Raw genomic sequence first — 13363 nt, forward strand, 5'->3', positions numbered from 1 at the left:
CGGCGCCGGCGAATACCTTCATAGGAGATGACGAACATGGCTCACGACTACAGCAAAAAGGAAGTTCTGGACATCGTCGAAAAGGAAGCGCGCGAGCGCGGCATCCCGCGCGACGACTTCCTGCGTTTCGCCTACATCGAAACCGGCGGCCGCTTCGACGAGAACGCGGCGCACAAGAACAAGCGCGGCGAAGTCACCGCCGCCGGCCTGTTCCAGTTCGTGCCCGATACCGCCAAGGCCTACGGCATCCGCGGCAAGGAGTTCGATCCGATCGCCAACACCGACGCGGCCGCGCGCCTGTATCTGCATAACCGCAGCATCCTGGTGGAGCGTCACGACCGCGACGACCGTCCGTATCTGTCGGGCAAGCCGCAGCCGGACGGCCTGGACATGTACCTGGCGCACCAGCAGGGCGCGGGCGGTTACCGCTCGATCCAGATGGCGATCCAGACCGGGCATTTCTCCGATCCGGACACCCGCAAGAACTTCCGCAGCAACATCGCCGCGGAAGACTGCGAAAAGATTCTCGGCGTGACCAAGAAAGAATTCATGGCGCTGCCCGACCGCGAGATGGCGAGCAAGTTCGTGCAGTACTGGGACACCAAGTACGACCGCATCGCCATTCCGGAAAAGAACATCCAGCCGCTGCGCGACGGCGCGGTTCAGCAGCCGACGCGTACGCACAACGCGCCGGCGCAGACCCAGCCCGCGCCGGCGCAGACGCCGGCCGCGACCAAGCCCGCCGCGCCGACCGCCGGTGGCGGCATTTCGCTGGAGTCGGGCTACCAACTGAGCGTGCGCTACGACCACGTCAAGTACGGTTTCGGCGAGAAGAACGTCGCCACCGGGCAGGTCGACTGCTCGGGTTGGGTGACCCACTTGCAGAACGCGACGATGCGCGAGATCAACGGCAAGGCCGGACGCACCGTGTTCGATGCCAAGGAAATGTTCTCGCCCGGCTACGACAACGCCGCGGCGTTGGTGATGAAGTCCGAGCAGCGCTCGCACGTGATGATCGAAGGCAAGGCGGTCACCGCCGCGGTGCTCAAGGAAGGCATGATCATCGGCGAGGACAACGGCAAGAAGTCGTGGGACGGCGGGCTGTACAAGGGCATCGACCACATCACCATGGTGGTGCGCGATCCCAAGAGCGGCGAGCTGAAGATCAGCCAGTCGCGCGGCGGCGAAGGCGTGGAGCTGAGCTCGGTCGACGACTACCTCAAGTACAAGCACGGCAAGGGCGTCAAGCTGTACGCCACCGACCCGCTGGCCGAAGCGCGCGAACTGCTCAAGGACCGCAATCACGATCGCGGCCACGCCCAGGACGCGTCGTCCAAGCCGGAGGCGAGCAAGCCCGCCGAGGTCAAGCCCGCGGCGGCCAAGCCGGTGTCGGCGATGGCCGACGGCGTGCTGGAGCGCAACGAAAAGGGCAGCGACGTGCGCGCGTTGCAGACCGCCTTGAACAAGCTCGGCTACACCGACGCCAAGGGTCATGCGCTCGGCGTCGACGGCGATTTCGGCAAACACACCGAGGAAGCGGTGCGCAAGTTCCAGCAGGCGCACGGCTTGAAGGTCGATGGCGACGCCGGCCCGATCACGCTGGACGCGCTGAAGAAATCCCAGGCGCAGCCGCTGCTGTCGGACCCCAAGCATCCGCACAACGGCATGTACGAAGACGCGCTCAAGCAACTGGACAAGCTGGGCGGCTTCAAGAGCCAGGAAGACATGCGCCGCACCGCGGCGACGTTGACCTACGAAGCGCGGGTCAGCGGTCTGGACACGATCCAGCACGTCGTTCCGAACGTCAGCGGCACCGGTTACTTCGCGATCAAGGGCGAGCCCACCGATCCGGGCGCGCAGCGCGCGTACAGCGACAAGAACGCCGCGGTGAGCCTGCCGGTGGAGCGGGTGACCGAGCAGTTGCGCCAGGACGTGCCGCAGCCGGCGCAAGCGGCCAAGCCGGAGCCGGAGCAGGAACAGCACAAGGCCAAGGCCGCGGCGGTGTGATCGTCACGGTCGGCGCCGCGCGAGCGTGCGCCGACGGCCGCAAGCGTCAAACGCGGATCGCTGTGGCCAGCGCCGCGTAGTGGTTGGGGATGGTGCGTCCGCCGGGTAATCCGGCGGGCGCACCATCCCGAATGTTCGCAGCCGCGGTGATCGCCGCTATGCCGGTTCAAGCGCTGTCGCGTCAATCGTTTCGCTATCGACTGTTGGAATCCGCTGATGACATTCAATCGTTACCTGTTCCCGATCGCCGTGTGCGCGCTGGCCTTGGCCGGCTGCGGCAAGCCAGCCGACGCCCCGGCGCCGGCCGCGGCGACCGCGTCGAAGGCGAGCGCTGCCGCCGCGCCGAGCGCGCCGGTCAGCGCCGAGATTCCGCGTGGTTTTTCGTCTTATGCCTCCGAGTCGATCGGCGACAACAAGCAGTGCGTGGCCGGCGCGAGTCTGGACGACGACGGCATGAATCAACGTCCGGTCGCCTATGTGGCGCAAACCTCGGGCAAGCCGATCTGGGCCAAGACCCTGGATCTGCCGGCCGAAACCTATCAAAGCCGCGCGACCCATTGCCTGCGTCAGGGCGACACGGTGTATGTGCTGCTGCAATCGGACACTCAGCCGCAGCAGACGCTGTCGCAAACCTCGCTCAAGGTGATCAAGCTCAGTCTCGCCGACGGCGCGGTGCAGGGCAGCGGCGACATCGCGGTGCCCGGCGCGCAGGGCGCGTACTCGGCCTGGGTCGAAGAAGGCGCGCAACACATGAGCTGGCAGGACGGCGGCCTGCGCATCGTCGGCCAGTATTTCGCTCTGGACGCTCCGGACCAGCGCAGCGCCTTCCAGGTCGCGCTCAAACCCGAGCTGATGCGGTGATCCGGGTCCGGCCGAATTGTGACGCCGTGCCGCGCTGCTCAGACGCGCCGACGGCTTGCTGCGAAAGTGCGCGGGTCCCGTGATGTTCTCGCAAGGAAACCGAACGATGAAATTCAAGCAAACCCGGTGCTGGACCATCGCCCTCAATTCGGCGGCCGCGCTCGCGCTGGCCGCGGCGTTGGGCGGATGCGATGTGGCCTCCACCAATTCGCCGGGCGCGGCCCAGGCCGATGAAATCGCCGCGCCGCCGGCCGCCGCCAAACCGGCGATTCCGGCCAAGGCCTGTCCCTCGCAGGATTTCGATGCGTTTCTGAAAGCCTTCGCCGAGGATGCGGAGCTGCAGAGAAGTTACACCCAGCGGCCGCTGCAAAGCGAAACCATCGACGCCAACGCCGACCCCGAGCCCCAGACGGTGACCGCGATGCTCGACGGCGACGCCTTGCAATTTCCGCTGATGCCCAGCGCGCAGAAGCAGCAGGCCGACGGCTTGGTCATGAGCCAGACCGAACTCAACGGCGACAAGGAAGTGATGCTGGTCAAGCCCGACACCGACTACCAGTTGTCGTTCTTCTTCCGCAAGGGCGAATGCTGGACCTTGTACCGCATGCGCGACGACTCGCTCTGACCCGCGCGCAACGCAGCCCCGCATTCTTCAGGAGATCGCAATGTCTTATCAGGACACCATGAACGTGATCCTGCCGCCGCAGCAAGGACGTTCGGCGCACATCACCGGCCACTACGGCGAACACCGCGACAACGGCGCGCACGGCGGCTCGGATTTCAATTACGTCGGCGGCCAGGCCGGGGTCAATCTGGACCATCCCACGATCCACTCGCCGATCGCCGGCACGGTGGAATTCGTCGGCGGGCGTTACGGCACCATCACCATCCGCGACGCCCAGGGCAACAGCCATCAGCTGCTGCACACCCAGAGCCAGTCGGTGGTGGTCGGGCAACGGGTCGAGGCCGGCAGCGAGATCGGCACGATGGGCGGGCGCGGCCCGCGCGGCGAGGCGCAGTACGCGCAGCACGTGCATTACCAGATGAAGGATCCGCAAGGAAACAACATCAACCCGGAAGATTTCTGGAACCGCCGCCAGACTGTCGGCGCGCACGCGGCCGGCGCCGATCGCGACGACGGCGTGTTGCGTCAGGGCGAGCGCGGCGCGGAGGTGCGCGCGCTGCAGGAAAAGCTCAATCGCCTGGGCTATCGCGATGAGCAAGGCCGGCCGCTGACTGCGGACGGCGATTTCGGCGAACGCACCCATCAGGCCGTGCGCGCTTTCCAGCGCGAGAACGGTCTCAAGGAAGACGGCGCGGCGGGTCCGCGCACCCTGGACGCGCTGGACCGCGCCAACCCGCGGCAAGAGCCGCGCGGCGCGTTGCTGTCCGATCCGGGCCATCCCAATCACGCGATGTACCGGCAAGCCCTGGACGGCGTGGAGCGGCTCGGCCCGCAGGCCGGCCTGCACAGCCAGCAGGATCGCGAACGCGCCGCGGCCACCTTGACCTATGAGGCGCGGCTGAGCGGCTTGAACGAAATCAACCACGTGGTTCAGAGCGTCAACGGCAGCGGCTTGTTCGCGGTGCAGGGCGCGCTCGACAACCCGGCCCATCACCGGGTGTTCGCCAACACCCAGCAAGCGGTGGCGCAGAGCATCGAACAATCGACCCAGCGCCTGGCCCAGGACGTGTCGGCGCCGATGCAGCAGGCCGAACAGCAGGTGGTGGACGCACGACAGCAGCAATCGCCACGGATGACGATGGTCTGAGTCCGGCCGATGCCGGGCAGGGCGGCGCAGGGACGCGTCGCGGTCAAACGCAGGATGCAGGAGGTGCCGGCGCCGGATGCGCGGGTATCGCCACAGGTCGATTCGAACCGCCGACTGCGTCTTCGGTGGAGGTGGAACGGCGGTTCGGATCGGGGCCTCGCAGGCCAGGGATGGCAAGGCAGTCGCTGCGAGGTCTGCGACAAGGAGGTCCAAGCTTCGCCCGAGAGGGCGGAGTGGGCACGGCAGGTTCGGTCACTAGGGAGGCCGAACCTGCCGCTGCCGCTTTGTCCGTATCGGCTGGGCGCTGGCGCCGGGCAGGGCTTGGCACAACCGCTGCACGACGGCCGGTTCGACCCCGGTCACCGGTCGGGGTAGGCTCGGTTCGCGGGCCGGCCTGGATCGGGCATTGCGCCGCCGGCCGCGGCGGGTTGTATCGGCGACCGCAGTCGAGGGTCGCCGCAAGGCTCTACCACCGGACCGGAACGTCCGCCACGGAGGCACGATGAACTCCCATCCGCAAGATCAGCAACTCAAGGTCGGCACCGAAGCGTCCAGCCAGACCTTGGACGATATGCGCCGGGCCGAGCAGCGCAATCTGCTCAGCAGCGCCAACCACCCCCGGCACGACCTGTTTTCGCAGGTCCGGGTGTGCCTGGACAAACAAGAGATGGCACGCGCCTACAGCCCGGGCGAGCGCGACAACCTGTCCGCGGCGCTGGCCCTGGAAGCCGCGCGCGGCCGCCACGGCGTCGACCATGTCGTGTTCAGCCAGGACGGCGCGCGCGCGTTCGCGGTCAAGGGCGAGCTGGATTCGCCGACCCGCCAGGTCAGCTACGTCGACGCGGCCCAGGCCGCGCAGCAGTCGGTCCAGCGCAGCAGCGAGCAGTTCGCGCAGTTGGCCCGCGAGCAAGACCTGCAAGACCGCCAGCGCGACGCCGAGCGTCAGCGCGACCAGGAGCGCGACCGCGGCAACGAGCGTCAAGAAGCCAACCGCGCCAGCGAGCGCGAACGCGAGCAACCCTCGCTGACGCGCAATCTGTTCAAAGACAAAGACTGACCCGCCGGACTCGACCGGCGCGACCGGCCAGCCGGATCGTGCGAGGAGCGAGCAGGCATCGGAGGCCCGCAATGAACGAGTACCAGCACCACATCCTGACCCGGGGCAAGTTCCAGATCGTGGCGCTGACCCGCGACGGCGAGTCCGACACCGACGAAATCTACGGCTACGCGGTGCTGAGCTCCTCGGGGGTCAAGCTGCGTCAGGAGTTGACCCTCAGCGACGCCCAAATCTGGCTCGACGACCGAATCGTCCAGGAATTGCTAGCCAGCGGCGCCGCTTCGCCGGATATGATGTCCCCATCGCGCCCGGCGGAGTTATCCGGGCTCCGGGTAGGCCGGAAGCGACGCTGACCGACAGCGGGTTCGGGGAACAAAGCAGGAAATAGAACGTGAAAGGGAAGCCGATTTTTGCCCTGGTCGCCTTGGTGCTGGTCGTCGCCGCGGGGGTGTATCTGTCGGGATACATAACGTTGCTGTTGATGAAGATCGACACCGGCGTGATGAAGTGGAACACCTACCTCGATTACCTCAAGGTGCTCGACGTTCCGCAATACAAGCCGTATGCCGGCAAGATCAAGGCCGGCGGGATCATCGGCTTCGGCCTGCCGCTGGCGGCCTACGCCGGCCTGATGTTCCTGGTGTTCAAGCCGAAGAAGAAGTCGATGCACGGCGATGCGCGCTTCGCCAACGCCGGCGACTTGGCCAAGAAGGACATGTTCAAGTCCACGCCCACCAGCATCGTGGTCGGCAAGTACAACGGCAAGCTGGTCCAGCTCAGCGGCCAGCAGTTCGTGATCCTGGCCGCGCCGACCCGTTCGGGCAAGGGCGTGGGCATCGTGATTCCGAACCTGCTCAACTACCAGGGTTCGATGGTGGTGCTGGACATCAAGCAGGAAAACTTCGACCTGACCAGCGGCTGGCGCTCGGGACAGGGCCAGGAGATCTTCCTGTTCAATCCCTTCGCCGAAGACCGCCGCACCCACCGCTGGAATCCGTTGACCTACGTGTCCAACGATCCGGCGTTCCGCGTGTCGGACCTGATGAGCATCGCCGCGATGCTGTATCCGGACGGCTCGGACGATCAGAAGTTCTGGGTCAGCCAGGCGCGCAACTGCTTCATGGCCTTCACCCTGTACCTGTTCGAAGCCTACGACGACGCCAACAAGGTCGGCTTCCCGTTCGGCACCATCCCGACCATCGGCGCGGTGTACCGTCTGTCCTCGGGCGACGGCAAGAGCGAGCTCAAGCCGTTCCTGAAGGGGCTGTCGGAGCGTCCGTTCCTGAGCAGCAACGCCAAGGCCGCGTTCGCCAACATGCTCTCGCAGGCCGACGAAACCTTCGCCTCGATCCTGGGCACGTTCAAGGAACCCTTGAACCCGTGGATCAACCCGGTGCTGGACGCGGCCACCGCGACCGACGACTTCAAGCTGACCGACTTGCGCAAGAAGAAGATGACGATCTACGTCGGCATCCAGCCGAACAAGCTGGCCGAGAGCCGCTTGATCGTGAATCTGTTCTTCAGCCAGATCATCAACCTCAACACCCGCGAGCTGCCGCAGAACAACCCCGAGCTCAAGCACCAGTGCCTGTTGTTGATGGACGAGTTCACCTCGATCGGCAAGGTCGACATCATCGCCTCGGCGGTGTCGTACATGGCCGGCTACAACATCCGTCTGCTGCCGATCATCCAGAGCATGTCGCAGCTGGACGCGACCTACGGCAAGGACATCTCGCGCACCATCATCACCAACCACGCCTTGCAGATCATCTACGCGCCGCGCGAACAGCAGGACGCCAACGATTACTCCGACATGCTCGGCTACACCACCGTGCGCAAGGAGAACGTCACCCGCGGCCGCGAAATCTCGCGCAGCGAGTCGGAAGAGCGCCGCGCGCTGATGCTGCCGCAGGAGCTCAAGGCGATGGGCTTCGATACCGAGGTGTTCTTGTACGAAGGCATCCCGCATCCGGTGAAGTGCGACAAGATCAAGTATTACCAGGACAAGATGTTCACCCAGCGGTTGTTGCCGAAGGTTACGGTGCCGATGTTGGATATCAAGGCCTGATCGGACCGCGTTTGGGATGTCCTGGCCGGTAATCGACAGGGACGTGAGGTTCGCGCAAACGCCGCCGGCATCACCGGCGGCGTTTGCGTATGGCGAGGGAATTCGTCGCTGAGGTTTTGTGCCATCCCGACGCTTGCTCCCGTCGCCGAGAATCCTGGTTTCGTCATTCCGGCGAAAGCCGGAATCCATTTTGCTTTTGCTGCGATTCCCTCGTTCCGCGTGGATGAGGCAACGGCAAAATGGGTTCCGGCTTTCGCCGGAATGACGGTGGTGAGGGTGTGCAGAAGCGGGTAGAACCAAGCGGGGTGCAGGCGCATGCAACGGCCGGCGGCAATGGTCGCGGGCCGCTGCGCAGAGCCATTGCGCTGAATGGCATTTTCCCGCCGTCCTGCGCGAACGCGCGGACCATCGGCAGGCATAATGGCCGCAGCACGCATCCGGGCCTACTCATGAAAGACCTCCGCGTTTCCCTAGTCCAAGGCGCCACCCGCTGGCACGACCCCGCCGGCAACCGCGAGTACTACGGCGACCTGATTTCCTCGCTGCACGGCATCACCGACCTGGTGCTGCTGCCGGAAACCTTCACCAGCGGTTTCAGCAACGAAGCCATCGGCAACGCCGAAACCATGGACGGCCCGACCGTCGCCTGGATCCGCGAACAGGCCGCCAAGCTCGGCGCGGCGGTAACCGGCAGCGTACAGCTGCGTACCGACGAAGGCGTGTTCAACCGCCTGCTGTTCGCCACCCCCGACGGCGAGCTGCACACCTACGACAAACGCCATCTGTTCCGCTTCGCCAAGGAACACGAGCGCTACGCCGCCGGCCGCGAGCGTCTGACCGTGGAATGGAAGGGCTGGCGGATCTGCCCGCTGGTCTGTTACGACCTGCGATTCCCGGTGTTTTCGCGCAACCGTTTCGATGTCGAGCGCCCCGGCGCGCCGGACTTCGATCTGCTGCTGTACGTGGCCAACTGGCCGTCGGCGCGGGCCTACCCGTGGAAGACGCTGCTGCGCGCGCGGGCGATCGAAAACCTGTGCTATGTCGCCGGCCTCAACCGCGTCGGCGACGACGGCAACGGCCTGCATTACGCCGGCGACAGCGCGGTGATCGATTTCCTCGGGCATGCGGTCAGCGAGTGCACCGATGAGGAAGTGGTGGTCACCACGACCTTGCAGGCGGCCGAACTGGCCGCGCATCGCGAGCGGTTTCCGGCGATGCTCGATGGCGACCGTTTCGAGTTGAGCTGAGCCCTTGAGTTGAGCCCTGATGAGCCCCTCTCCCGCTTGCGGGAGAGGGGTTGGGGTGAGGGCACGAGGGAGGTCGTTGCTATCGCGGCGCCTGCTGTGTCGCGCGCCCTCACCCCAACTCTCTCAGCCTTGCACACCCTTCGGGCGCCGCAAGCGGGAGAGGGCATCGCCCGCACTCAATAATCCTCACGCGCCCGCGAACGCACCCCACCAACCTCAATCGCGCTCTCGCTGACCCCACGCTTGTGGAAATACACCTGCTCCGCCGCCCACCGCAGCGGCGCGGAGTGCAGCAGCAAATCGAACGGCCAATCGGCCTGAAACCGATCGAACGCCCAGCGCAACGCGCGCTTGCGGCGAAACTTCGGCGCCGCATCCTGGGCGATCGATTCCGGCGCCGGCCCGAGCCCGCGCGCATGCAGCGCGATCGCCTGACCCAAGGTCTCGCCGTGCGCCCACGCCGAATGGATGCCGCCGGCGGTGACCGGCGAGACGATGCCGGCCGCGTCGCCGGTCAGCATCGCGCCGTCGCGCGCCAGCGGGAACACCGGGCCGCCGCAAGGAATCAGGCCGGCCCGGGTCGCATCGGGTTGCAGGTCCGCGCCCAGCCCGACCACGTCGCGCACGCGCGCCAGAAAGCCGTCGATGTCGGGCACGCGCGCGCGTTCGGCATCGTGGCGCAGCGCCAGGCCGGCCTGGACGCCGGTGGGGTTCTGCGCGACCCAGCCGATGTAGCCCGGCGCATAGCGCTTGCTGACGAAGCAGTGCAGGGCGCCCGATTCGGGCAGGGCGGCGCCGGCGAACTCGTATTCGATGCCGTACAGGAACTCGCGGGTCCGGCCCAGGCCGGTGCGCTCGGCGACGCGCGATTTGGCGCCGTCGGCGCCGACCAGAAAGCGGGTGCGGCCGACGCCTTCCACCCGCCAGCCTTCGCCGTCGCGTTCGGCCTGGGTGAACGAGGCGCCCAGGCGCAGGTCGACGCCGTGGCGGACCAGTTCCTGCGCCAGCCAGCGCATCAGCCGCGGCGTGTCGGTGGTCAGGAAGTAATAGCCGGGCGCGGCCAGCGCCATGCTGCGCAGCTTGGGCGAATACAGGCGCACCCGTTCGACCCGGTGCACGCAACCGGTCGGCGCGCGGCTCAGCCAGGTCTGTTCCGCCGCTTCCTTGACCACGATACCGGTGGTGCGCAGCTTGTCGCCGGGATCGCGCTTGCGTTCCAGCACCACCACGCGCAGTCCCGCGCGCGCCGCGGCGAGCGCGCAAGCGGCGCCGGCGAAACTGGCGCCGACGACGATCAGGTCGCAATCGTAGGAGCTGGGTTGGATCGACATGGCCGCAATCTCGGGAGGAGTTGCGGCGCAGTGTGGGCGGGCGAGGCGAAGCCGGTATGGCGGCTGTGTGAAGTGTCGGCAGCGTCGAAATTGCCGCTGTGCGGCTTCGGTTGCGCGATCGCGCATGCGGCCGGACTACGTCGCGAGCGCCTGCCGCGCAGTCGCGGCTCGCGCCGCCGCTACAGGCAGCGGCCGTAGCGACGCGGCGTCGGCTCGCAATCCGACTGTAGGAGCTGCGTCCCACGGGGATTTCCTTCGGTCACAAGCTGCGACCGCGACACCGCGCTTACGGCGCGGCTTTCATTGCAAGTGCAGCGCCCGCGACAGGCCGCGATTCGCGCTCAACCCAACTGCGACTCGATCGAATCCACCATCGCCCGCTTGCGCAGCAGGAAGTCCCAATAGCCGCCGCCGAGCTGGCGCCACAGCACCGCCGAGCGCACCGCCGACAGCAGCACCGCGCGCACTTCGGCGACCACGCCGGGTTGGCCGAGGTAATGCGGGTTGCCTTGCACCAGCACGCGCGGGCGCAGGTGGCTCAGGGAGTCGGCGTACAGGGTGCCGAGCGCGGCGATCACGTCCGGGTGGCCGCTGCCGAGCCGGTGCGCGGCGGTGGCTTGTTCGTGGATGCCGCGCAGCACTTTCTCGGTCATCGCGTCGTCGCGGACGAAGCGCCGTTCCAGCTGCAGCACCGCCAGCGCCAGGCGCGGCAGGTGTTCGTCCTTGATCCGGTTGGTGAAGTAGTCCTGCACCAGCATCAGGCCGGGGCGCAGGTTGTCCAGGCCGCCGTAGACCGCGGCGGGCGAGGAGGCGTCGATGCGGAACACCGAGTCCAGGCAGGTGCCGAGCACGGCCGCGTTGGCCTGGCCGGTGTCGGCGATGCGCCGCACCTGGGCCAAGGCCTGGGCCAGACCGGCAAGGGCGAGGACGCGTTGGGAAAGTTCGGCCATTACGGGGTCGTCGTCAGAGAGGAATTCGGGAGGCGGGAGCCCGCGAGCGCCGGCGCATCGGTGGCGGCGATCACCGCGCCGCCGAGGCAGACCTCGCCGGCGTACAGCACCAGCGACTGGCCCGGGGTGACCGCGCGTTGCGGCTGGTCGAAACGCACGTCCAGGCTGCCGTCCTCGCGCAGATGCACTTCGCAGTCCTGGTCGGACTGGCGGTAGCGGGTCTGCGCGCTGCAGCGGAAGGTGGCCGCGGGCGGTTCGCCGGCGATCCAGTGCGCCGGCTCCGACCACAGGGTCTGCGAATGCAGCCAGCGGCTGTCGCTGCCCTGGTCGACGTACAGCACGTTGCCGGCGACATCCTTGCCGACCACGTACCACGGCGCCGGCTCGAAGCCGCGCACGCCGCCGATGTTGAGGCCTTCGCGCTGGCCCAGGGTGAAATAGAACACGCCCGGATGGGTGCCGACGAGCTGCCCGTCGGGGGTGCGGATTTCGCCCTGTTTCGCCGGCAGATAGCGCGAGAGGAATTCGCGGAAGTCGCGTTCGCCGATGAAGCAGATGCCGGTGGAGTCTTTCTTGGCCGCGGTCGGCAGCCCGGCCGAACGCGCCATCTCGCGCACGTCGTGTTTGATCAGTTCGCCGAGCGGGAATTTGGTCGCGCTGAGCTGGGTCTGGCCCAACTGGTGCAGGAAGTAGCTCTGGTCCTTGCCGCGGTCGAGCGCGCGCAGCAGACGGAAGCGGCCGTCGGCCTGATCGACCCGGGCGTAGTGGCCGGTGGCGATGTAGTCCGCGCCCAGTTCGCGCGCCGCGTCGAGGAAATACTTGAACTTGATCTCGCGGTTGCACAGCACGTCGGGATTGGGCGTGCGCCCGGCCGCGTACTCGGCGATGAAGTGTTCGAACACGCCGGCCCAGTACTCGCCGGAAAAATCGCGGAAATGGATCGGCAGGCCGAGCCGGCCGGACACCGCGACCGCGTCGCGGCGGTCGTCCTCGGCGCGGCAGTCGCCGCTGCCGTCGTCGGCCCAGTTCTGCATGAACAAGCCCGACAGCGCCTCGCCCGAATCGCGCAACAGCAGGGCCGCGACCGAGGAATCGACCCCGCCCGACATGCCCACGATGGTGTTCGCCGCCGCCGTCGCCATCAGCCGATTTCGGTCGGGACCAGGTGCTGCAGCAGGTCCAGCGAATGGCGGCGCCCGCCGAGGTAGTCGGCGACGACCTGCCAGACCAGGGGGCTGCGGTGCTGGTGCGCGCGCGACTGCAACTCGGCCGGGCTCATCCACACGGCCTGGATGATGCCTTCGTCGAGCTTGCGCCCGGCGTGGTGGCGGACCGGTTCGGCGGCGAAGGCGAAGCGCAGGTAATGGCGGCCGCCGGAGCCGTCGGGCTGGACCGGCGCCTTCCACTGGTAGGCGCCGACGAACGCGGTCAGGCGCACGTCCCAGGCGGTTTCCTCCAGGGTCTCGCGCAGGGCCGCGTCGAGCAGGCTCTCATCCGGCTCCAGGTGGCCGGCGGGCTGATTGATCACCCGCTGGCCGCCGGCCGATTCTTCGACCATCAACAAACGTCCGTCGTCGACCACGATGGTGGCGACGGTGACGTCGGGTTGCCAAAAACGGCCTTCGCGGTAGCTCACGTCAGAATTCGTCCTGGCCGGGGGTGAGTTCGGCTTCCATCTCGTCGGCCGCGCGCACCACGTAATCGATGGCGTCGTCCAGATCTTCCTGCGAGGCGCCGGCGTCGAGCTTGACCACGAACACCGCCACGCCGTCCTGTTTGACCCAGCCGCCCATCTTGCTGAGCTGGCTGTCTTCGAGCAGGCGGTTGGCGACATCGCCCGGCAGTTGGCTGTCGCTGCCGCGATAGCCGGGCGACCAGATCTCGCGAACCTCCAGCTTGCCGTAGCGCTGGGTGCCCGAGAGCACGTAGGCCATCTGGCTGCGGTCCTTGTCCAGGGCGAAGGTCAGGACGAAATCGCCGTCCTTGTCCAGCTCGTACTTGTAGCCCAGCGCATCGAGCTGGGCGCGCACGCGCGGGTCGCCGCCGCTGGCGTTGCCGCGATCGGGCTGC

General features: G+C 67.1%; 14 protein-coding genes. 8 read left to right on the top strand and 6 right to left on the bottom strand.

The annotated features are described in order from the left end of the window. The first annotated feature begins 36 nt into the window (after nucleotides 1-36). The 7 genes from V7787_RS43765 (at nucleotide 37) to V7787_RS43795 (ending at nucleotide 7765) form a co-directional block, all read left to right on the top strand. Entirely contained in the window at nucleotides 37-2007 is a 1971-nt protein-coding gene (locus V7787_RS43765; RefSeq protein WP_336093905.1) for a peptidoglycan-binding protein, read from the top strand. Between the two features lie 216 nt (nucleotides 2008-2223). Then, on the top strand, nucleotides 2224-2868 hold the full coding sequence (locus tag V7787_RS43770; protein ID WP_336093907.1) for a hypothetical protein: 645 nt from the start codon (nucleotides 2224-2226) through the stop codon (nucleotides 2866-2868). A gap of 106 nt (nucleotides 2869-2974) precedes the next feature. After that, a complete protein-coding gene (locus V7787_RS43775) occupies nucleotides 2975-3493 on the top strand; it encodes a hypothetical protein (RefSeq protein WP_336093909.1) in 519 nt (172 codons plus the stop codon). A 40-nt stretch (nucleotides 3494-3533) separates the two neighbouring features. Next, complete coding sequence (locus V7787_RS43780) at nucleotides 3534-4640, top strand: XVIPCD domain-containing protein (protein WP_336093911.1); 1107 nt, start codon at nucleotides 3534-3536, stop codon at nucleotides 4638-4640. Between the two features lie 502 nt (nucleotides 4641-5142). Further along, nucleotides 5143-5697, top strand: a complete 555-nt coding sequence (locus V7787_RS43785) for an XVIPCD domain-containing protein (protein ID WP_336093913.1) — start codon at nucleotides 5143-5145, stop codon at nucleotides 5695-5697. A 71-nt stretch (nucleotides 5698-5768) separates the two neighbouring features. Beyond that, nucleotides 5769-6050: a hypothetical protein gene (locus V7787_RS43790; RefSeq protein ID WP_336093915.1), complete on the top strand. Its 282-nt coding sequence runs from the start codon at nucleotides 5769-5771 to the stop codon at nucleotides 6048-6050. 38 nt (nucleotides 6051-6088) lie between these two features. Continuing rightward, nucleotides 6089-7765, top strand: a complete 1677-nt coding sequence (locus V7787_RS43795) for a type IV secretory system conjugative DNA transfer family protein (RefSeq protein ID WP_336093917.1) — start codon at nucleotides 6089-6091, stop codon at nucleotides 7763-7765. Here V7787_RS43795 and V7787_RS43800 read toward each other — a convergent pair. Further along, nucleotides 7693-8202, bottom strand: coding sequence for a hypothetical protein (locus tag V7787_RS43800; RefSeq protein WP_336093918.1), 510 nt, complete (start codon nucleotides 8200-8202; stop codon nucleotides 7693-7695). The genes V7787_RS43795 and V7787_RS43800 overlap by 73 nt on opposite strands. Before the next feature lie 12 nt (nucleotides 8203-8214). Between V7787_RS43800 and V7787_RS43805 the strand changes: the two genes are divergently transcribed. Beyond that, nucleotides 8215-9012 carry an amidohydrolase gene (locus tag V7787_RS43805; protein ID WP_336093920.1) on the top strand — a complete coding sequence of 266 codons (798 nt, stop codon included), beginning with the start codon at nucleotides 8215-8217 and terminating at the stop codon, nucleotides 9010-9012. 176 nt (nucleotides 9013-9188) lie between these two features. Here the strand turns inward: V7787_RS43805 and V7787_RS43810 are convergent, their stop codons facing one another. The 5 genes from V7787_RS43810 to V7787_RS43830 form a co-directional block, all read right to left on the bottom strand. After that, complete coding sequence (locus V7787_RS43810) at nucleotides 9189-10343, bottom strand: NAD(P)/FAD-dependent oxidoreductase (RefSeq protein ID WP_336093921.1); 1155 nt, start codon at nucleotides 10341-10343, stop codon at nucleotides 9189-9191. 341 nt (nucleotides 10344-10684) lie between these two features. Further along, nucleotides 10685-11293 (bottom strand): high frequency lysogenization protein HflD, encoded by a 609-nt coding sequence (hflD, locus tag V7787_RS43815; protein WP_336093922.1) that lies wholly within the window; start codon nucleotides 11291-11293, stop codon nucleotides 10685-10687. Further along, a complete protein-coding gene (gene mnmA / locus V7787_RS43820; RefSeq protein WP_336093924.1) occupies nucleotides 11293-12435 on the bottom strand; it encodes a tRNA 2-thiouridine(34) synthase MnmA in 1143 nt (380 codons plus the stop codon). Before mnmA ends, hflD begins: the two co-directional genes overlap by 1 nt. Then, nucleotides 12435-12929 carry an NUDIX hydrolase gene (locus V7787_RS43825; protein WP_336093926.1) on the bottom strand — a complete coding sequence of 165 codons (495 nt, stop codon included), beginning with the start codon at nucleotides 12927-12929 and terminating at the stop codon, nucleotides 12435-12437. Before V7787_RS43825 ends, mnmA begins: the two co-directional genes overlap by 1 nt. 1 nt (nucleotide 12930) lies before the next feature. Then, nucleotides 12931-13363: hypothetical protein (locus tag V7787_RS43830; protein ID WP_336093927.1), on the bottom strand; the 433-nt coding region annotated here is incomplete at its 5' end.

It is taken from the genome of Pseudomonas sp. CGJS7, from assembly GCF_036961695.1.